Annotated in this window: 25 protein-coding genes; 24 read left to right on the top strand and 1 reads right to left on the bottom strand. The window is 45.5% G+C overall.

Annotated features, from left to right (window positions below):
* The first annotated feature begins 2 nt into the window (after window positions 1–2).
* The 5 genes from PAEVO_RS15705 (at window position 3) to PAEVO_RS15685 (ending at window position 3331) form a co-directional block, all read left to right on the top strand.
* Window positions 3–401: a DUF6508 domain-containing protein gene (locus PAEVO_RS15705; protein WP_100538379.1), complete on the top strand. Its 399-nt coding sequence runs from the start codon at window positions 3–5 to the stop codon at window positions 399–401.
* Complete coding sequence (locus PAEVO_RS15700; protein WP_243390793.1) at window positions 395–1069, top strand: HAD family hydrolase; 675 nt, start codon at window positions 395–397, stop codon at window positions 1067–1069. The genes PAEVO_RS15705 and PAEVO_RS15700 overlap by 7 nt, the downstream gene beginning before the upstream one ends.
* 241 nt (window positions 1070–1310) lie before the next feature.
* Window positions 1311–1817 carry a hypothetical protein gene (locus tag PAEVO_RS15695; protein WP_100538378.1) on the top strand — a complete coding sequence of 169 codons (507 nt, stop codon included), beginning with the start codon at window positions 1311–1313 and terminating at the stop codon, window positions 1815–1817.
* A 194-nt stretch (window positions 1818–2011) separates the two neighbouring features.
* On the top strand, window positions 2012–2434 hold the full coding sequence (locus PAEVO_RS15690) for a VOC family protein (RefSeq protein ID WP_071219842.1): 423 nt from the start codon (window positions 2012–2014) through the stop codon (window positions 2432–2434).
* A gap of 48 nt (window positions 2435–2482) precedes the next feature.
* Window positions 2483–3331, top strand: a complete 849-nt coding sequence (locus PAEVO_RS15685) for a PIG-L deacetylase family protein (RefSeq protein WP_100538377.1) — start codon at window positions 2483–2485, stop codon at window positions 3329–3331.
* Window positions 3332–3393: 62 nt separating this feature from the next.
* Here PAEVO_RS15685 and PAEVO_RS15680 read toward each other — a convergent pair whose 3' ends face one another.
* Entirely contained in the window at window positions 3394–4200 is an 807-nt protein-coding gene (locus PAEVO_RS15680) for a lipase family protein (RefSeq protein ID WP_100538376.1), read from the bottom strand.
* Between the two features lie 242 nt (window positions 4201–4442).
* Between PAEVO_RS15680 and PAEVO_RS15675 the strand changes: the two genes are divergently transcribed.
* The 19 genes from PAEVO_RS15675 to PAEVO_RS15575 all read left to right on the top strand — a co-directional run bounded on the left by PAEVO_RS15675 (window position 4443) and on the right by PAEVO_RS15575 (window position 18528).
* On the top strand, window positions 4443–5993 hold the full coding sequence (locus PAEVO_RS15675) for a tetratricopeptide repeat protein (RefSeq protein ID WP_100538375.1): 1551 nt from the start codon (window positions 4443–4445) through the stop codon (window positions 5991–5993).
* Between the two features lie 244 nt (window positions 5994–6237).
* A complete protein-coding gene (murI, locus tag PAEVO_RS15670) occupies window positions 6238–7014 on the top strand; it encodes a glutamate racemase (RefSeq protein ID WP_100538374.1) in 777 nt (258 codons plus the stop codon).
* 143 nt (window positions 7015–7157) lie between these two features.
* Window positions 7158–7343, top strand: a complete 186-nt coding sequence (locus PAEVO_RS15665) for a hypothetical protein (RefSeq protein WP_100538373.1) — start codon at window positions 7158–7160, stop codon at window positions 7341–7343.
* Window positions 7344–7509: 166 nt separating this feature from the next.
* Window positions 7510–7884, top strand: a complete 375-nt coding sequence (locus PAEVO_RS15660; RefSeq protein ID WP_100538372.1) for a VOC family protein — start codon at window positions 7510–7512, stop codon at window positions 7882–7884.
* A 123-nt stretch (window positions 7885–8007) separates the two neighbouring features.
* On the top strand, window positions 8008–8319 hold the full coding sequence (locus tag PAEVO_RS15655; protein WP_133120330.1) for a hypothetical protein: 312 nt from the start codon (window positions 8008–8010) through the stop codon (window positions 8317–8319).
* 286 nt (window positions 8320–8605) lie between these two features.
* Complete coding sequence (locus PAEVO_RS15650) at window positions 8606–9178, top strand: hypothetical protein (protein WP_100539474.1); 573 nt, start codon at window positions 8606–8608, stop codon at window positions 9176–9178.
* Window positions 9179–9208: 30 nt separating this feature from the next.
* A complete protein-coding gene (locus PAEVO_RS34660; RefSeq protein ID WP_279300455.1) occupies window positions 9209–9337 on the top strand; it encodes a hypothetical protein in 129 nt (42 codons plus the stop codon).
* 32 nt (window positions 9338–9369) lie between these two features.
* Entirely contained in the window at window positions 9370–9912 is a 543-nt protein-coding gene (locus PAEVO_RS15640; protein WP_100538370.1) for an NUDIX hydrolase, read from the top strand.
* Window positions 9913–10679: 767 nt separating this feature from the next.
* Window positions 10680–11357, top strand: coding sequence for a response regulator transcription factor (locus PAEVO_RS15630; RefSeq protein WP_100538368.1), 678 nt, complete (start codon window positions 10680–10682; stop codon window positions 11355–11357).
* Window positions 11354–12442 (top strand): sensor histidine kinase, encoded by a 1089-nt coding sequence (locus PAEVO_RS15625; RefSeq protein ID WP_165789672.1) that lies wholly within the window; start codon window positions 11354–11356, stop codon window positions 12440–12442. The genes PAEVO_RS15630 and PAEVO_RS15625 overlap by 4 nt, the downstream gene beginning before the upstream one ends.
* Before the next feature lie 88 nt (window positions 12443–12530).
* Window positions 12531–13916 carry an ABC transporter permease gene (locus PAEVO_RS15620; RefSeq protein WP_100538366.1) on the top strand — a complete coding sequence of 462 codons (1386 nt, stop codon included), beginning with the start codon at window positions 12531–12533 and terminating at the stop codon, window positions 13914–13916.
* A gap of 13 nt (window positions 13917–13929) precedes the next feature.
* Window positions 13930–14598 (top strand): ATP-binding cassette domain-containing protein, encoded by a 669-nt coding sequence (locus tag PAEVO_RS15615; protein ID WP_100538365.1) that lies wholly within the window; start codon window positions 13930–13932, stop codon window positions 14596–14598.
* A 35-nt stretch (window positions 14599–14633) separates the two neighbouring features.
* On the top strand, window positions 14634–15002 hold the full coding sequence (locus tag PAEVO_RS15610) for a hypothetical protein (RefSeq protein WP_100538364.1): 369 nt from the start codon (window positions 14634–14636) through the stop codon (window positions 15000–15002).
* Between the two features lie 167 nt (window positions 15003–15169).
* Complete coding sequence (locus PAEVO_RS15605; RefSeq protein ID WP_100538363.1) at window positions 15170–15943, top strand: class I SAM-dependent methyltransferase; 774 nt, start codon at window positions 15170–15172, stop codon at window positions 15941–15943.
* A gap of 55 nt (window positions 15944–15998) precedes the next feature.
* Window positions 15999–16397: a DUF1801 domain-containing protein gene (locus PAEVO_RS15600; protein ID WP_100538362.1), complete on the top strand. Its 399-nt coding sequence runs from the start codon at window positions 15999–16001 to the stop codon at window positions 16395–16397.
* A 63-nt stretch (window positions 16398–16460) separates the two neighbouring features.
* Window positions 16461–17291: a class I SAM-dependent methyltransferase gene (locus PAEVO_RS15595; protein ID WP_100538361.1), complete on the top strand. Its 831-nt coding sequence runs from the start codon at window positions 16461–16463 to the stop codon at window positions 17289–17291.
* A gap of 104 nt (window positions 17292–17395) precedes the next feature.
* Entirely contained in the window at window positions 17396–17692 is a 297-nt protein-coding gene (locus PAEVO_RS15585; RefSeq protein ID WP_133120329.1) for a hypothetical protein, read from the top strand.
* A 24-nt stretch (window positions 17693–17716) separates the two neighbouring features.
* Window positions 17717–18019, top strand: coding sequence for a hypothetical protein (locus tag PAEVO_RS15580; protein WP_100538359.1), 303 nt, complete (start codon window positions 17717–17719; stop codon window positions 18017–18019).
* Between the two features lie 74 nt (window positions 18020–18093).
* A complete protein-coding gene (locus PAEVO_RS15575; protein WP_100539473.1) occupies window positions 18094–18528 on the top strand; it encodes a GNAT family N-acetyltransferase in 435 nt (144 codons plus the stop codon).
* Window positions 18529–18580: the final 52 nt, after the last annotated feature.

The raw sequence follows: 18580 nt of genomic DNA, 5'->3' as shown, positions 1-18580 counted from the left end.
GTATGCCGTATGATTCAGACTTAACTGCTTCAGATGTGGAGCGATTGCTCTCATACCTCGATTATTTTCAAAATCCCAGGTCCGTTTTTTACCACGATGTTAATGGATATCGATGCGAAAGCCAGGAAATCCGAAGTTTTCGTAAAGCCTTAGATGATGTCGGCTTCCTCATGGTATTTAACTGGAGCGAATGGTTAGCGGAGAACGAGGTTTATCGAGATTTAAATAATCATATTGGGAGCAGCATTAGCAGCGCCGATCTGGTAACCCTTAGAAAATTGATGACCAGTTATGTTCGCGGTGACCGATTCAATGAAGGGTTATTCATCAGCGTATGTATGAAAGGACATGTTGCTGAAATTTTATTGCGACTGAGAGCGTTAAAGGGCTTGCTATGCTGACAACCAAAGCGATTTTCCTCGACTTTTATGGGACTGTAGTTCATGAAGATGATGAGATCATTCCTTTAATACGCCGGAAAATTAAAGAAAGTTCTCGTAAAAAATGTACTACTCAGGAAATAGGGCAATACTGGTGGACATCATTCTCGAAGATGTTTCAAGAAAGCTACGGGGAAAACTTTGATACTCAAAGAAATCTGGGTAGGATGTCCCTAAGCATGACGATAGACTACTTCAAAGCGGATTGCATTGCAGAGGAGATCATACAGGAGCAATTTGAGCATTGGCAAAGGCCAGGCATTTATGAAGATGCTCTCTCATTTTTTAAGTCGTGTGAATTGCCCCTATATATCATTTCTAATATTGATACATCAGATGTAATGGCAGCCATAAAGTTTCACGAATTAAAGGTTACTGGCGTGATTACGAGTGAAGACGTTAGATCATATAAACCTAGGTCGGAAATATTTGCAGAAGCACTTCGAAGGTATGATTTAAAGAATACGGAGGTACTGCATGTCGGGGACTCATTAACAAGTGATGTTATAGGGGCTCAAACATTGGGAATACGAGCCGTTTGGATCAATCGCATGAACAAAATGAAGCCGGATCATATACAGCCCGATAACATCATAAAGAAGCTGACGGAATTAGAAAGGATCATCTAGTGCGAAATATGTAGGAACGATAATGAGGAGAAAGCGGAATCAGCCCGAGAGGCTCGAACTCATAAGAACTTATTATATTGAAGGAGAAGTTATAGGCGACAGTGAAATAGAAGCCAAAGAAGAACTCATAAAATTAGCACATGATTGGAAGGTAGAGTAGGGAAAAACTCTTGGCGCCGGTTTAATGACTCGATAATGCCAATTTCGATCTGGAGGGGTTCATGAAGGTAGCAAAACTATTGTGTTGATTGTCATTACATCATGTAAGACCAACTCTGAAGGTTCAACTACAAATTATGTGCATGTAACGGAGCAGCCGGTTGAGCTTATTGAATCCAAACTGGAATTCATTCCGGAGATTCCAATATACATCCCGATTGATGTGGCAGAAGAAACCGCCTCTTTGGAATCGTATGAAACCAAGCAAGGGAAATTTCAGGAAGTGGTATACCATCATAGGAATAATGATAAACAGCAGCTTTATAATTTAATCATTACGTATGATGAGACTGACCAGATATACAGTGAACAATCCATTGCGAGAGGGAAGACAAGCCACGCTCTGGAACATGGCATTCAAGGATATTATGAAGAAGATGATGATGCTCAATCATTATGGTGGAGAAATAACGGCTTAACGTATAGATTTGTATATTTTCTTAATGAAGGACAGCCTAAGTTAGATAAGCAAGAATTAATTCAGTCCGCCAACTCAGTTGTGCCGCTGCAACCTAATGGAACCCGTTAATTCAGAAAAAGATAGCTTCTGTTTTTATTGATGTAACCCTATGGAAAAATCGGTAGAATGTATACAAGGCATCCGGACCTTTCGGATCCGGTCTTATGGGAAGATGTACAGCTCTGGACGGGAACATCATGATGATTGTACTAGAAAATAAATAAGAAACGGAAATGAAAAATCATATCAGAGGGGGAGAGAGCATGATACAATCCATTGTTCATATCGCGTTAGTCGTGAAGGACTATGATGAGGCCATCGCATTTTATACCGAAAAGCTGAATTTCACCTTGATTGAAGATACATACCAGCCTGAACAAGATAAACGCTGGGTGGTCGTAGCACCACCGGGATCGGTCGGCACAACGATATTGCTTGCGAAGGCGTCCAAGCCAGAGCAAGAGCCATTTATAGGCAACCAGTCGGGCGGCAGAGTGTTCCTGTTCTTGAATACGGATGATTTCTGGAGAGATTATCGTGAAATGGTATCGCGGGGGATTGAATTTGTAAGAGAGCCCAAAGAAGCGGATTACGGCATGGTGGCGGTATTTAAGGATTTATACGGCAATCTGTGGGATTTGCTGGAGTTGAAGGAAGATCATCCATTGATGAAACGAACGAAGTAATTGGTATATTGATCGTTCATTCAAGAAATTACAAGGAGGGAGCAGCAGATGTCTCATATTCTCAATCTTATTGTCATTGCTGCACATCCGGATGAACCTGAAATCTATGCAGGCGCGATCTCGGCAGCTTACGCGGAGATGGGTCATCGGGTCAAGTTCGTAACGCTAACCGATGGATGCTGTGGTCATCATGAAATGAGCGGGCAGCAGCTGGTCGAACGTCGGATTCAAGAAGCTCATGAGGCAGCAAAGCGGCTTGGGGTGCTGGAATACGTCGTTCTGCCCATTCCCGATGGCGAATTGATGCCCACGCTCGAAGTACGCAAGGAGATGATCCGTCAAATCCGTGGCTGGGAGGCGGATATCGTCATTACGTTCCATCCGGACGGTCCCGGTCATGTAGATAACCGCCATGTCGGGAAGGTCGTGCGGGATGCGGCCGATTTTGTTGCGAATGTGCCGAATGCCGTCCCTGAAGTGCCGTCATTGAAGAAATCCCCGATATTCCTGCTGATGCCGGATTACGCGGCACGAGCGACGTATCAACCGGATATGGTGTTCGATGCAGGAGCCGTCATCGAGAAGAAATTGCTGGCCTGCGATGCCCATGCTTCCCAATTCTATGAGTTTGCACCTTGGCAGGGCGGTTTCTTGGAAGCGGTACCGAATACTTGGGAAGAGAAGCGGGATTTTATTCTGAAGTATTGGGATCGGTTCCTGAGCGTCTCGGACGAAATGCTCCCTTCGCTTGCGAAGCAATATGGCCAAGATTATGCAGCCAGCGTACAATATGCAGAGCCTTTCGAAATTGCGGACTATGGCAGAAGACCGAATGAGGCTGAAATGAAGATTTTGTTCCCTATGTTAATCCTGTGTAATCTATTCTTGGTTAAATAAGAAAAAGAGCGGATTCCCTTCTCAGGGAAATCCGCTTTCTTTATATGATCTGAATAATAAGCTTACACCTTCTCTAATGGTGATTCTGTAACTGGACAGAATTCGGGATTCGTCGAACTTAAGCGTTCGGCAAATTGCGGCTGGAGCTTGGCAAGCTCCGTATAATAACTTCCGATCACGTGGTTTCCGCTCACCGACCCATTCTGGAAGGTCAAAGGCCATTGGGTATGCACGTGGCTGTAATAGTACTTCTTCTCCCGTTTCGGCATCTTGTAGATATGAGGCGGAGCATGCGTTACGACATCGAACAGGTTGGCAATACGGGAGCTGCTTCGAACATATTTAGCAAAGGCCTTGGCAAAATCGGGATCTCCCACACGAGGGGACCCGTAGGTAAACACATAGGGGGATTGGTGGTCCGTGTTGACGGCAACATCGACTGCGCATAAGGTTGCGAGTGCTCCTCCAAGGCTGTGGCCTGTAATGAACAGTGTCTTGTGTGTAGGAAGTCGGTTAAGCGCCGACATCACCTGGCCGCGAGCAGAGGCGTAGATGTTAGTGAAACCGCGGTGTGTGAGAGAAGAGTCCTTCATATATTTGAAGTTTTTTTGGGAGGCGATGGCATCTGAGATCCAGTTTGTCGTTGAACTTGTTCCCCGAAAGGCAATAATAATTTCGTCCGGTGATTCTAGAATAAAACCAAAGCGCTCGGACACGCTGATTAAGGAGTTCGCCTCAATAGTGTCATAAAGCGAATAATTTAGCGGAAGGACAAATGAGCCGTCCGTATTGGTGAATTGTGTATAGGTCTGTCCGCAGATCGCTGCCAGAAAAATGGCCCATTGTTCTCGTTCCATGCTCGTACCCATGCACATCCCGCCCTTCTGTTCTCCTACACTATATTAGGGTGTGGAAGGAAAGGTGCCTATACGCCTGAGAATAGCGAATCCACCATCAAGTCCAAGCTTAACACGGATTTTATTATCAGAAGGGTTTGGGTAGAACCGAGTTATATGGTACGATTCAATAGACGTTTTTGGTTGACAGGTGCATCAGCATGCACGTCATCAGATTGTACTTTAAAGATACATAGAGAGCAGGGTTATAAAGAATGACGGACAATATTCAACAACGCTTCCGTTTCAGTGAAGCACCCATCTGGGAATTACAGCGGACTTACTACGAAGAACTGGGGATGAAGGCTTGGAATAATGACCAGGTTCCGCAGTATATTACGAGCAACCCTATGATTGCAACGGCTTACGCCGAAATTATATTCGGATTCCTTCGGGACCGCGCCGATCAAGGCGATCTAACCGAAACGGTTACGATTCTGGAACTGGGAGCCGGAGCCGGGCGCCTCGGTTATCATGTCCTGCACAAGCTGTGTGAGCTGAGAGATTTTGCGGGTATAGCGCTGCCCCCTTTCCGCTATGTCATGACCGATCTGCCGATTAAAAATGTTACGGCATGGAATCAACATCCTGCCATGCAATCCTATATTGAACAGGGACTGCTGGACTTCGCGAGATTTGATGCCGTGCATGATACAGAATTGAACCTGGTGGTATCGAAGACAACGATACGTCCTGGAGATCTGAAGCAGCCGCTGCTGGTTGTGGCTAACTATTTTTTTGACGGCATTCCGCAAGAATTGATCTACGTGGGAGAAGGCAAGATTTATGAGAGCGATGTTGTCATCGAATTTCCGGATCAGCACGACAAGCTCAAGCCGGCTGAAGCACTGGAACGTATGAAACTGGCATACGAGCACAGCCGCGCACCCAGATACGAGGAGGATACCTACCCGTACCGCGATGTGATTGCCTATTACCAGCAAGAGCTGGAGGATTCACACATCCTGTTTCCGGAGGTGGGTTTGACCTGCCTGGAGCGACTGAATCAGTTATCAACGTCAGGTTTCATGCTTCTCACTGCGGATAAAGGAGATCATCGTATCGATAATTGGAAGTTCGCCGAACCGCCGCAATTAATTTACCATGGCAGCTTCTCTTTAACGGCTAATTATCATGCACTGCAGCATGTGTTTGAGCAAAGGGGCGCACAGGCGATTTTCCCCACGCAGCATTATAAAAATATTAACATCGGCTGTATCCTCATGCTGGAAGGACCGATGAGTTATACGAATACTCGGATCGCTTACCGCCAATTTATTGAACGCTTCGGACCTGATGAATTCTTCTGCATGAAGGAATGGATCGACCGGAATATTGAGAGCATGGGCATGCAGCAAATATTGTCGTTTTGGCGATTGGGCGGGTATGACGCCGAGTTCTTCATTCAGAGTGCAAAGCGTATCTCGAATTTGCTGCCGGATGCCAATGACGAAGAAATGCTGGATATTCGAACAGGCATCTACAAGATGTGGTCATCGTACTATGTAATGGAGCAGCGTTATGATCTGGCATTGGACGCGGGGCTGGTGCTGTTCGAGATGGATATGTACGAGGATGCGAGGTTCTTCCTGAAGGAATCCGTGGAAACGGATGAAGACGAGCCGGTGCCAACGGTTTTATATTGCTTGGCGATCTGCTGTTATGAGCTGGGTCTCGACGAGGAGGCTCTGGAATACACGCGTGAGGCGCTTGTTCTGGAGCCTGATCATGAAGAGGCCTTGGCACTGTTGAAATGTTTTGAGTAAAACACGTATTTCTTCATGTCCGCGAAGGAAATTACGTATTCTTCTCAGAATCGCATAGGAACGACGCACGCGACCCGGCCTCTGAGATTACAATAAGGCTGGGTCGTTCTGTATTTTGAACCTGATCCACTTACGATTCAATTCGCACAGATGGCCCTGCGAGGATTCGGGTAGTGGAGTATAATGTATAAGGACATGAACGTAATGATGCTGACAGAAAAACATACAACGATAGGTGAAAAACATGAGAATAGCTTTTTTTGATTCAGGTTTAGGCGGTTTAACCGTGTTATCGGCGGCTATGAAGGAGCTGCCGCATGAAGACTTTTTGTTTTATGCGGACACCCTCCATGTGCCATATGGTACCAAAGCCAAGGAAGACGTGAAATCTTACATCCATCATGCGATGGAAACGATCATGAAGGAAGAAGTCAAAGCCATCGTCGTTGCATGCAACACGGCAACAAGCATGGCGATTTCCGATCTGAGGAAGGTTTATCCGATCCCGGTGATCGGGATGGAGCCGGCCGTAAAGCCGGCCGTCGAAATCAATCGTTCCAGCGGGAAGCGAATCCTTGTGCTTGCCACGCCGCTGACCTTAAAGGAATCGAAGTACAGAGATCTGGTTCGACGAGTCGATAGCATGCATATCGTGGACTCCCTTCCTCTGCCGGAGCTGGTAGAGCACTGTGAGGCATTGAACTTCGATCAAAAGGTCATGAACGCATACTTTACGAAGCAATTCGAATCCTTTGATATGAATGAATACGGAACCATCGTCTTGGGCTGTACCCACTATCCTTTTTACAAAAGAATCTTATCGGATCTGCTGCCGGATCACATTCGCATTATAGATGGCAGTAAAGGAACCGTGAACAGACTCATTCAGGTATTAAGTGACCATGATCTGCTCAGCTCCAGCGGGAGTCAGGATGTAAAGCTATTAAATTCTAGCCAGTCCACGGCATACACAGACAAGATGGAGAAAGCGCTGAGCATTTATAGAGAAATAGAGGGATAGAGAACTGGCAATTGAACCCGCTTGCAGCGCTTCCTCAGTGGTTATCGATCTATGCAACGAAATAAAATAATAAGACACACTTGACCCGACCTAAGCAGAGCAAGATCTATAGGGCGGGTTTTGTCGTTAGAAGGGGACTTTTTATGAGTGATCCGTTCCAGAAACTAATTTCATATACTCAAGCCTCTCAGGAGAAGTATGGTGCTTCTGCCTCCGCTTTGTTCATCATTCAAGATGGTCATGCCGTAACGGAATGGTATTCTGGACAGCATCATTTTAAGAGTGGCGCAAGGGGTTCGGATGCTGAACAAATATACGGAGAATTATAGTGAAGATCAGACCAAGTTTAATGAAACATTTTACGAGTGTTTGCGGTTATAAAGGGTATACGTGTTAATGAATATGGGCGAGGAGTGAAAGTCCAATGACGGAAGCCCGTGCAATCCTATTTGCTGCTCGCGTTTTATATAGGAGAAATTAAGAGGAGGATGAAAAATGGGGAGAGTCTTTTTGTCCGGTCCAACCATGGTATTACTTGTTAAAAATATTGACCAATCGATTCATTTCTATAAGAATTTGGGCTTTCAATATGAACTAGTAGGCGGTCCCGAAGTTCAGCATGTTCATATGACCAGAGATCAGGTGACGTTTATTCTGCATCAAGCCGTGAATCCCAGTGATGTTAAACCCTATTCATCTGTTCAGGGAGGGCTGTATTTTGATGCTTTTTGTTATACCGACGTTCGGGCATTGCTTGAAGAGTTCACTGTAAAGGGGATCTCCATTGTAAAGGGACCGGATTTGAATGATCATTTTAGTGAGTTTACGATTGAAGATGTGGACGGGTATCGTATTTCATTTGGCGGATAATCGGTAAAGGCTTCTCATTCAGATACTCATTTCCATGCAGGAAGGACCGGAGAATTGAAAATAAAGTTATTATTCAACATTAGGAATCATTACATTGAAGGATATACGAACGGAGGTGCTGCTATGACAACGATACCTGAAGGCTTCATCTACTTGAAGCCATGGGAAGCCGAGACCTCGGAAAGATTCGCGGAAGAATTATATAAGGAAATCTCGAGGAACCATATTCTGTTCGGAGTTCAAGTGAAGACCGTAGCAAGAAGATGCGATCGGGATGATTTTTTATTTTCTTTATTAGATGAGCAGGGGACGTATGCGCAGGTGCATTTAACCTGGAAACATGAAGAGTCGGCGGAATGGCCGAAGACCGTGATGTTTAGTAGTTTTGAAGAATGGGTGCACGCTTCGATGTTACCTGGTAACAAGTATTTTTAGAGATCAATCTAAGAACGGAAAGGATGCATTCTACATATGATCAGTTTGATTATTATCGTTTTGATAGTTGGCTTGGCCGGGATAATCAGCAATCAGTATTCTGCACTGAGAAGGATGGAGCGCATGCAGCGTTCATTGGATGAGCTTAACACTAGAATACAAGAGATAAATCATCATCCTAAACAATGATATTATTTTTTATTGAGTGAGGTTAGCCTTGCTAAACCAGCAGAGAAGGAATCTGGGAGCGTATTCGCCTTAATTCAGATCCATGTGGGAGTATGATATGAACCCTTTTAAACATTCTAAAAAAGAAATCAGAACGAAGTTTGAGATCGATTTGCTGCACCAGGCACAAGCCAAAGAACCTACGAAACCACCACATCCTTGGCGTCACGAGGTTATCATTCCAGCTGCTGGGTGTATTGCGTGCGGATGGGATGCCGATGAGAACCTGGTTCTGATCAGCAGCAATGGATACAGTATTACGCAGGCCAAGTCAGGAACCTTGATTCACAGAGAGCGGGATTCTGAAGTAACCGAAGATCATATTAGCGAGAACTACTTGAGTTTTCGTATTCCGCAGAGCGGACAGGATATTGCGATATTTGGATTTGAGTCTGGAGACGGGATTCACATGACGAACGATGGCTGGATGCTGGAAGTTATTCACCCTTGGTGGCCAAGGGCTTCCGTCGTATTGGATCAGGTGTTTGTCCCTAACTATGACTATCTCAAAAACGCCTCGATGATCGATTTGAACCGGCTGGATGGAAAAATAAAAAGTGGTTTTTCGCACTCTGGTCAACATTTCGTTATTCTGGGGTCTGGCGGAGCACTCTTGTATTCTAGGGAGTAGCAGCTATATTCCTATATAAGAGAGGGCGTTATGTCTAACGCAAGCTTACAGCTGCAGGACGGAGGAAAAATGAAATGTCTAGGGACCTTTGAAATATCCATTGTGTGGGATGAAGATGAGCAGAAGCCAATCGAAGAGAAGATCCGAAGCTTAACATAAGAGCAACCGATGAGGAAGGGGATTCATTTCGGATGATCAAATACAATATTTGTTTTGTGCGGCGCGGTGATGAGGTTTTATTATTGAATCGTAAATCCCCGCCCTGGATGGGGTGCTGGAATGGTGTAGGAGGCAAGCTGGAGGCGAACGAAACCCCGCGAGACTCCATGTTACGTGAACTGGAGGAAGAGACACGTATACAAGAATACAGACTAACCTTTAAAGGCGTAGTGACTTGGTCCGTCAACGGTTCTATTACGGGTGGTATGTATTTATATCTAGCAGAGGTGCCTGAGGATTACATCTACCATACTCCGATCACGACAGCTGAAGGCATATTGGATTGGAAACCCGTTAAATGGATAACGGACGATGCGAATGTTGGAATTGCAGCTAATATACCGGGTTCGCTCGAACTTATCTTGGAAGATCCGAATTGCTATGATCACCGATGCACGTATGAGGACGGTAAGCTGGTCGAACAAACACCGTTTCAGATTAGTGCCTCGATTGAAACGGATGAAGCGATGAGAGAGGCGATGGATCACTATCGGGTAGAGGGAGTTAGGATTTAATCTCGTTAGAAAAAGATACGCAAACACCACATGACCCGACTTAGATAGGAAATATCTTAGGCCGGGTTTTGCTTTCAGTATGAGGAGCTCTGGAAGCTCGCTGGAAGAGTGATATAAAATCCTAAAGGTGTTGCAGGCCATATGGATATGAATTTCGCTTGCGCACGAGTGGAGCTTGCAGGGGAGTTCATTAACCGTGTGAAGCACATCATTAAGGGTCCATAAGGGTCCTTAAGGGTCCATAAGTCAGGCGAATCATGGTTAAGGATTCTGAGATTCAAAGAGGAGATTGATCAGCATAATGGGCAAATTTATTGGAAGGGCGTTAGTCCCCATATCCTATGGACTCTTGCTTGCAGTGATCTGGCTGCCTATCGGAATTATAATCTACATGAACCATCTGGCTGGCGGCATTACTTTGAAATACATCATGCACTTTTTACTCGGTTTGCCCCTAATTGCCGTTTTGATCGGGTTGATCTGCCTTCGAAAGAAATCGGGGTATCACATTTTTTCCGTTTCATTTTTATTGTTGACCCTGTTGATTACTGTGCTTATGACTATAATCGCAGAGTCCTAATGATAATGATTTAGGCAATAAGGGGAGTGTAACAACTGGACTCATGAAAGTAATAGCCATTCCGAAGACCCTGGAGCACTGCTGCTCCAGGGTCTTTTCAAATCCTATCAATATAGTTTCTCTTAAGGTCCTCTTAACGTAGATTTAACATTGGCAGCCGTATAATGGTGGGGAGGTGGTAGAAGAGATGCGTCTGCTAATAATCGAAGATGATCGTGAATTATCCCATGTTATGAAAACCGGACTAGAAAAAAGCGGCTTTCATGTCGATGTCGCGAACCAAGGAATCGAAGGCGAAGATAAAGGGTTTGCCAACCGGTATGATGCTATTTTGCTTGATTTGAATTTGCCTGACAAAGACGGGATGGAGATCCTCTCCTTTCTACGGGAACAGCATATCGACACGCCCATCGTGATTGTTACGGCACGGGATGAAGTCGTTCAGAGAGCACTAGGATTAAACACGGGTGCCGATGATTATATCATCAAACCTTTTGATTTTGTCGAGCTTGAAGCCCGGATTCAAGCCGTCATCCGCCGCTATTATGGGCGAACGAAGAATGAGATTGATATCGGCCGAATTCGAGTCTGTCCCCGTACAAGGAAGGCTTACATAGATGGAATGGAAATCGCATTATCCGCCAAGGAATTTGATATATTGGAGTATCTGGCAAGCCGAAGCCCGGATATCGTATCCAGCGAGGATATTGCGGAGCATGTGTACGATGAGTTTTTTGACCCGTTCTCGTCGGTGCTAAGGGTGCATATTGCGAATTTGCGCAAGAAACTAACGCTGCAAGGTGGACAGGGGCTGCTGATCACGATGAAAGGGAACGGGTACCAGTTATGCGGTCAACATCGATGAAAGTCAGCCGAATTCTTCTGTATTACTCCCTGGCGGTGACAGCCTGCCTGATTCTTGCTTTCATTTTTTTCATTCGTTCCATATCCGCCCCGGAGACCAACCTCCCTAAATATTTTTTTATGTTTAACATGAACAAGGTGACAACGCTCATTCAAAACGGGAGTTTTGGCGGCATGTCCTTCCTCGATCTAAAACCTTCCGTTATTAACAAAAGAAACCTGGAGGATTATTATGTTGGAGCGCTGCTTCAGCATATCCCGATCTTGGTTCTATGTCTTGTAGGCATTCTGGTGACAGGGACCTGGGTATTGTCCAAAATTTTGAAAGCTCAGCATGAGAAACAGGCCCTACTCCTAGCGAAGCAATTAAGCAGTATGGATGAGGAGCATATCATCATGGAGCAGCACCCTGCCATTGTTAAGGCTTATCAGGAGATTAAGAGTAAATTCGAGGCGTACACCCTGGATTACGTCCGCCTTAGTGCTTACGTGACTCATGAACAGAAAAACATCCTGTCCTTGCTCCGAGCCAAATTGCAGCTTTCAGACCATGGAGAGCTGACGGAAGAGGTGGACAAGGTGACGGACAGCCTGGACGATATTTTGACATTGAGTGCTTCCAAAGAGAATACGACCATGGACATCGTCGATACCGCCCTTGTATGCGCGGATGTGTGCGACGAATACCGAAGGCTTCACCCGAACATCCATTTTGATTTTGATGACGATGCCAACAATACGGTGATCGGGCGGGAGCTCTGGATAAATCGTGCTGTCACCAATCTGGTGTCCAATGCAGTGAAGTATGGCGGGAACAGTGAAATCCTGGTGTCGGTAAGCAACAGGAAAGGCAGTGTGATTATAGCTGTCTCCGATGGAGGAGAGGGCATTGACGAAGTGGAGCAGGAAAAGCTGTTCGATTACCAGTATCGGGTCGGCAAACTCAAGAAAGACGGCTACGGGATCGGGCTTAGTCTGGTACGACATGTGTGCGAGCTCTGCGACGGGCTGTGCTGGGTAGAGAACAGAGGCGCTAAAGGCACTACATTTTATATGATTTTTCCAGAGGCCTTAACATTAGATTAACATGGCATTCGTTAGAATGGGATTGTCCATGAGGATGCAGTGAACCGGTTCGCTGCACCTATGGCCAAAAACAATAGGGAGGATAACCATGTACATCTTTCAACATGCCATGAAAAACATCGGCCGTAACAAAGGACGAAATATGCTGATGGGTATCATCGTCCTGGTCATCATCATTGCGACCGTCATCTCACTGATTATCAATAACACGTCAGGCAGGATCATTGACGATTATAAAACACAGTTTGGCTCCAAAGTTAGCTTGGCTCCCGATTTAGAGCAAATGTACAGCAAGGGGCCAGATTACGAAAAAGTCACATCGGAGCAATATTTGGAATTTGCCGAATCCGAATACCTGAGTCAAAGCACCTTTTCCGCCGTCGTACCAAGTGCCAGTGATACCGTCAAAGCGGTGGACCAGGATAACGATCCGAAGGGCGGAAATATCAAGCTTCAAGGGCCCGGCGGAGCGTCCAAAGGAAATCCAACGATGAAACTCGTGGGGAATTCAAACCTGGAGACTCTTGCCGAATTCTCGGATGGACAGAGAACACTGGCTGAGGGGGAAATGTATCAGGAGACCAATGAAAGTATCGTAAGCAAGGAGTTTGCAGAGCTAAACGATATCACGGTCGGAGACACGATTGAGGTAAACAGTGTGATGGGCGAGGGCGATCCGTTTACATTGACCGTTACCGGAATCTATCTAGACTCCACGGCCGAATACGGGGACATGCCGATGGAGATGAGTTTCATGAACCGCCGCAATGAAATTTTGACGAGTTTTGATACGGTGATGGGGGACGACCAAGCGGCAGCGAGTGCTGTTAACATTCAGGCCACTTATTTTCTGAAGAGTCCGGATCTATTGCCTGATTTCGAAAATGAGCTGCGTGATAAAGGGCTTCCGAGTTCCTATACGGTAAGTACCGATGAGGAAAGCTATGCCAAGGTAGTCGGTCCGGTCGAAGCGATGAAGGGAATCTTTCTGACTTTTATGATCGTCGTGATTATTCTGGGCTCCATCATCCTTGCGCTGCTGTCTTCCATAACGATCAGGGAGCGGAAATATGAGATCGGGGTTCTGCGGGCGATGGGGATGAAAAAAGGCAAAGTCGCTGCAGGGCTTATCAGCGAGGCGCTTATGATTACGGCAGTCTGCCTTATAGTAGGGCTGGCCGTTGGAAGTGCGCTGTCGCAGCCTACGGCCAACACCATTCTGCAGAATCAGATCGAAGCGGCGGAACAGACAAAAGCCGCGAGCGGTCCCGGTAAATTTCTGATGGTCGGGGGACAGAGCAATATGAGCAATGTAACAACCCCGCCGATCAGCCAAATCGATGTCGGGCTGGGAATGGATACCCTTTTACAAATCGCGCTTATCGCGCTGCTGCTGGCAGCAGTATCCAGCATAATGAGCATCAGCCGAATTACGAAATACGAACCCATTAAAATTTTGATGGAACGGAACTAGGAGGCGCTTAAGAATGAGTGTATTAGCCTTACAGAATGTATCGTATCGCTATGAGGGTGCAAAGCAGCTTGTTTTGAAAAACGTCAATGTGGCGTTTGAGAACGGCAAAGTGTATACCATTGTAGGAAAATCCGGTTCCGGCAAATCCACCCTGCTGTCGCTCCTCTCCGGTCTGGACGTATGTGCGAACGGAGAGATTCTGTATAAAGGAGACAGTCTGAAGTCGCTGGACCGAGACTATTATCGAGCGAGGAGTATCGGCGTTATTTTTCAAAGCTTTAATCTGCTCACTACGGCGACGGCCGTCGAGAACATTGTGCTGTCCATGAATATAAGCGGAAGCAGGGAAAAGGACAAAAAGGCGTTTGCCTATTCGCTCCTGGAAAAAGTGGGGATCAACCGGGAAACGGCAGATCGCAGAATATTGAAGCTGTCGGGGGGAGAGCAGCAGCGCGTCGGCATTGCACGGGCCTTGTCTCACAATCCGGATGTTGTCATTGCTGATGAGCCGACCGGAAATTTGGATCGGGATACCGAAGCCGAGGTATTGAATATTCTGATGTCCCTCGCTCATGACCAAGGAAAATGCGTCATTATCGTCACCCATTCCAAGAAAGTCACATCGGTGGCAGACGAGGTGTGGGGACTCTCGGAAGGAAAATTGCTGTATATCAAGTCATAATAATTAAAGTTTATATAGAGAAAGGCTGATCCTATATGAGCAAAAAGAAAATACATGTCTTCAGCATCATTCTGTACGTACTTGCCGGCTTGTTAACGCTGTATGCGGCTTGGGCAGCGGTGGAGTCTCATGGTTACATTAGCAGCATGGTGGAACAGAATCAGATCAGCGTGAGCGGAAGCGAGTATGATATTGTCAACTTCTATATGGCCAATAGTGCACAATATGTATTATTTGCTGTTACCTTGGGAACGCTGGGTTGGATCTTGCAGAAGAATGCTTCGGGTCCAGCAAATCATGTAACCTTCGAACGGCCGCAAGCAGGTCCGTCATCCTTCCAGGAGAGACGAAATGAAGCGGACGGGGAAGATTTCGAAGAATGGTTCCGGAATAACGAGAACTAATATACAACCATCGTATTTACATCAAATGAACCTCCTAATTGGAGGTTTTTTTGGTTCCTTCCCGGGCACAAATCATCTATGATAGGGGAAAGGGAAATTTTTCTATTTCATATACCACTCTGTAATTCTTGAGGGATCATCCAATTCATGATCGGGAGGAGATTGTGTTGAAGGACACCAGCTTGGACTTTTACGATGGGCTAGCGGATACATATCATTTGATATTTAAGAATTGGCATGAAACGGTTCAATGGCAGGGTGCTTTCTTCGATAAGTTTATTCGTTCGTTATACGCAGGGGAACACGAGCGGCCGATTCATCTCCTGGATGCATCATGTGGAATAGGAACACAGGCTTTGGGAATAGCGCAGCATCATTTTACCGTAACGGCTACGGATCTTAGTCCCAAATCCATTGAACGAGCCAAAAAGGAAGCAGACAAGTTGGGGGTTCATGTTCATTTTGGCGTCGCGGATTTCCGCTCGCTGGATAAGGATGTTCCAGGACAATTCGATGTCGTCTTGTCTGCTGACAATGCTGTCCCCCACTTACTGGACGACCAAGAATTAAGCGTGGCTTGTCGGAACTTTTACGTGAAGCTTAGAGACAAGGGGCTGCTGATTATATCGATGAGGGACTATGACGAGATTCGGCAGAACCGACAGCGTGCAACGGTACCCAGGGTTATGGATGAAGGAAAACGTATCGTTTTTCAAGTGTGGGATTGGGCTGAAGGTGGAAAACACTATATAACCAACCAATTTATTATGCAAGAGATTGACGGGGCATGGAGGACTGAAGTTAACAGCACATCCTATAGAGCTTTATTGAGAACGGAATTAAGTGCAATATTGGAGGAAGCGGGATTTGCCGATATCAGGTGGCATATGCCTTCGGAATCGGGCTTCTATCAACCGATTGTGACGGCTAGGAAATTATAAACGAGATCCACCTGAGGTAAAATGAGTTTTTTCAATATTTGAGGAGGAGTCATGGATGGCAAAATTATCAGGTCCCGAACAAGTCATGGAGTATCTTCACGATCTTGAGCATCCACTCAAGGCTGAAATCGAGGAAGTAACGAGCTTCATATTAAGCGTCGATGATCAAATAACCGAGCAGATCAAATGGAATGCACCCAGCTTCTGCGTTCAGGGAGAAGACAGGATCACTTTGAATTTACAAGGGAAAGGTTTCTTTCGCATCATTTTTCATTGCGGTGCAAAAGTTCAAAATCATGACATCAAGGGAGTCATGCCTGAGGATACTCTATTGGAATGGGCCTCTAATGATCGGGCAATCGTGAAAATATTTAATTTAGACGATCTAGAGGAGAAGAAAGAACCATTAAAACAAGTCATCATTAGATGGATTGAAGTGATGAGTAAGGGTTAAGCAGGGAGTAATATGTTGTTGTTCAGCTCTACAAGCTGGCGATTAAGTGAAGGGGTGACTCTGTTGAATAAAGTGATAGATTATTATAATGCCTTCGATGAATGGGGGCGCTTGGATAGGGAGCCCATTGAGTTTGTTGTCAATCTGCATCATATCTTGAGTATGCTGCCTGAGAAAGGCCATGTGCTGGATAACGGTGCGGGACCAGGGAAGTATTCCATGGAATTAGCGAAGAACGGTTACGATGTGACCTTAACAGACCTTACGCCAAGATTAGTTGAGATTGCGGCTGCTAAAGCCGAGGAACTTAGGTTAACCGACCAGTTCAAAGGGTTTCACCGTGCCAATGCCAACAATCTTAGTCTGTTTCAAGATGGGTTGTTTGACGCCGCACTTATGATGGGACCTTTATATCATTTGCAGACAGAACAGGATCGTTCCACGGCTGTCCGGGAATTGTATCGCGTTACACAAGCGGGAGGCTACGTCTTTGTGGCATTCATGACTCGAATTCGGCATCTGATGACCTCTTTATCATCTCCGGAACATTGGAAACCGAATGATAATATCAGCAACATTAAGGAGTTTGTTAGGACCGGGATATTCAATCATAGCGATGAAGGAAGATTTACCGGTGCGTATTATTACAACTTGGAGGACATCAAGCCGTTTATGGAATCGCATGGCTTCGAGACGATTAAATTGATAGGTTCGTCAAGTATAGCAGGCTCATTCAAGGCAGAGCAGTTCGATTATTGGCGGTCTCGAGGGGCAGAGGAGTTTCAAGAAGTGATGAACCTGATCTACCAGGAAGCGGAGAACCCAAGCATTTTGGGAGTCTCGTCTCATTTGTTGTACATCGGGCAGAAACGGCAGGCGAATGGTTCGACTTGATATTCCTGATGAGTACACATTTATGGATGAAGAACTCATTGAAGTTTTAAAGAATAGAGTGTCAGCGTGCATAGACGTTCCTGATTAGGAATTATAGGAGGGGGATGAAAAAATTAATTAGAAGATTGGTTGCAATGTTGGTACTGGTTCTTATCATCTTAGCAGTTACCTGCCCCAATGAGGCCGATTATAACAGATGGTTATCGAAGGAATATGGAGTTACATGCGTAAACACAGGAACGGAAAATAAATGCAGTAAATCCGGGAAGGAAATTCGTTTTAAGTCAGGGCATAGAACCTATGCTGCAATCTATATGGGAGTCGAACAAACATATTCGGAAGATAACAAGGATTATCAATTACGAGCCGTTGGAATTCTGAATACTTTTTTTGAATACTAGTTGAGTGAACAAGGAGGATAGTTGATGAAAAAGGTAGTTGCAGGTGGGTTTTTATTAATAAGTGGAATTATACTTTACTTGAGTGTGCATATACCGGCAACATTATTCGCTTCTAAATTAGGCAGCTGGACAACCCCTCCTGGTAGGCTAGGTACAGCCTTAGCAGAAATGGGAGCAGTAGCAGCAATCAATGGATCTATTATTCTAATAATTAGTGGTGTAGTCGTGATTTTGTGGGGAGCTTTTGAGGATGAACTGATAAGACTGTACAAGTACAGCAAACGACGAAGCGACATAGAGAAAAGTGCAAATGAACACATCCATTAATTCAATGCAATTTTTACAAGTCCAGATTTTGAGGTGTGATCTTGTATAAGGAAGGGACGAATACCATGAACAACATGATCGTTCACGAAGTTACCGACCTGGGTGCAGTAGACATTACCGAGCTCTTGACTGAAAGTAAGGAAGAAGGATTCAGGAATATCCATAGGCTAGTGAATGAATATAATGAGGGGATGAATACGTTTCAGCATGAAGATGAAGCCTTGTTTGAATGTCGGGTTGGTCATAGAGTCATCGGCATTTGCGGGTTAAACCGTGATCCGTATTCTGGCGGAAGCATAGGCAGGATCCGCAGACTGTATGTTTTAAAGGAATGTCGGCGTCATGGAGCCGGGAGAAGGTTGGTGGAAGCGGTAATTCATAAGGCCAGCAGCCATTACACCAAGCTCGTGTTGAAAACGGACAATCCCAAGGCGGCTGAATTTTATAAGAATTTAGGTTTTAAGGAAATTGCTGATGATGAAATAGTCACGCATGAACTTGAGTTATGATGGTATCCTAATGTCCCGCCTCGATCTGATAGAGAGCTTTCAACGGTAAGAA

Source organism: Paenibacillus sp. GM2FR, from assembly GCF_002803325.1.
Taxonomy (GTDB): domain Bacteria; phylum Bacillota; class Bacilli; order Paenibacillales; family Paenibacillaceae; genus Paenibacillus_AQ; species Paenibacillus_AQ lautus.
The sequence above is the reverse complement of the archived record's forward strand: the minus strand, read 5'-3'. Positions and strand labels throughout refer to the sequence as shown.

What these genes read in the sequence shown, in the direction of transcription:
- PAEVO_RS15705 (WP_100538379.1), top strand. Translation starts at nt 3, where the DNA reads ATGCCGTATGATTCAGACTTAACTGCTTCAGATGTGGAGCGATTGCTC.
- PAEVO_RS15700 (WP_243390793.1), top strand. Translation starts at nt 395, where the DNA reads ATGCTGACAACCAAAGCGATTTTCCTCGACTTTTATGGGACTGTAGTT.
- PAEVO_RS15690 (WP_071219842.1), top strand. Translation starts at nt 2,012, where the DNA reads ATGATACAATCCATTGTTCATATCGCGTTAGTCGTGAAGGACTATGAT.
- PAEVO_RS15685 (WP_100538377.1), top strand. Translation starts at nt 2,483, where the DNA reads ATGTCTCATATTCTCAATCTTATTGTCATTGCTGCACATCCGGATGAA.
- PAEVO_RS15680 (WP_100538376.1), bottom strand. Translation starts at nt 4,200, where the DNA reads ATGGGTACGAGCATGGAACGAGAACAATGGGCCATTTTTCTGGCAGCG.
- PAEVO_RS15675 (WP_100538375.1), top strand. Translation starts at nt 4,443, where the DNA reads ATGACGGACAATATTCAACAACGCTTCCGTTTCAGTGAAGCACCCATC.
- murI (WP_100538374.1), top strand. Translation starts at nt 6,238, where the DNA reads ATGAGAATAGCTTTTTTTGATTCAGGTTTAGGCGGTTTAACCGTGTTA.
- PAEVO_RS15665 (WP_100538373.1), top strand. Translation starts at nt 7,158, where the DNA reads ATGAGTGATCCGTTCCAGAAACTAATTTCATATACTCAAGCCTCTCAG.
- PAEVO_RS15660 (WP_100538372.1), top strand. Translation starts at nt 7,510, where the DNA reads ATGGGGAGAGTCTTTTTGTCCGGTCCAACCATGGTATTACTTGTTAAA.
- PAEVO_RS15655 (WP_133120330.1), top strand. Translation starts at nt 8,008, where the DNA reads ATGACAACGATACCTGAAGGCTTCATCTACTTGAAGCCATGGGAAGCC.
- PAEVO_RS15650 (WP_100539474.1), top strand. Translation starts at nt 8,606, where the DNA reads ATGAACCCTTTTAAACATTCTAAAAAAGAAATCAGAACGAAGTTTGAG.
- PAEVO_RS34660 (WP_279300455.1), top strand. Translation starts at nt 9,209, where the DNA reads ATGTCTAACGCAAGCTTACAGCTGCAGGACGGAGGAAAAATGAAATGT.
- PAEVO_RS15640 (WP_100538370.1), top strand. Translation starts at nt 9,370, where the DNA reads ATGATCAAATACAATATTTGTTTTGTGCGGCGCGGTGATGAGGTTTTA.
- PAEVO_RS15630 (WP_100538368.1), top strand. Translation starts at nt 10,680, where the DNA reads ATGCGTCTGCTAATAATCGAAGATGATCGTGAATTATCCCATGTTATG.
- PAEVO_RS15625 (WP_165789672.1), top strand. Translation starts at nt 11,354, where the DNA reads ATGAAAGTCAGCCGAATTCTTCTGTATTACTCCCTGGCGGTGACAGCC.
- PAEVO_RS15620 (WP_100538366.1), top strand. Translation starts at nt 12,531, where the DNA reads ATGTACATCTTTCAACATGCCATGAAAAACATCGGCCGTAACAAAGGA.
- PAEVO_RS15615 (WP_100538365.1), top strand. Translation starts at nt 13,930, where the DNA reads ATGAGTGTATTAGCCTTACAGAATGTATCGTATCGCTATGAGGGTGCA.
- PAEVO_RS15610 (WP_100538364.1), top strand. Translation starts at nt 14,634, where the DNA reads ATGAGCAAAAAGAAAATACATGTCTTCAGCATCATTCTGTACGTACTT.
- PAEVO_RS15600 (WP_100538362.1), top strand. Translation starts at nt 15,999, where the DNA reads ATGGCAAAATTATCAGGTCCCGAACAAGTCATGGAGTATCTTCACGAT.
- PAEVO_RS15585 (WP_133120329.1), top strand. Translation starts at nt 17,396, where the DNA reads ATGAAAAAATTAATTAGAAGATTGGTTGCAATGTTGGTACTGGTTCTT.
- PAEVO_RS15580 (WP_100538359.1), top strand. Translation starts at nt 17,717, where the DNA reads ATGAAAAAGGTAGTTGCAGGTGGGTTTTTATTAATAAGTGGAATTATA.
- PAEVO_RS15575 (WP_100539473.1), top strand. Translation starts at nt 18,094, where the DNA reads ATGATCGTTCACGAAGTTACCGACCTGGGTGCAGTAGACATTACCGAG.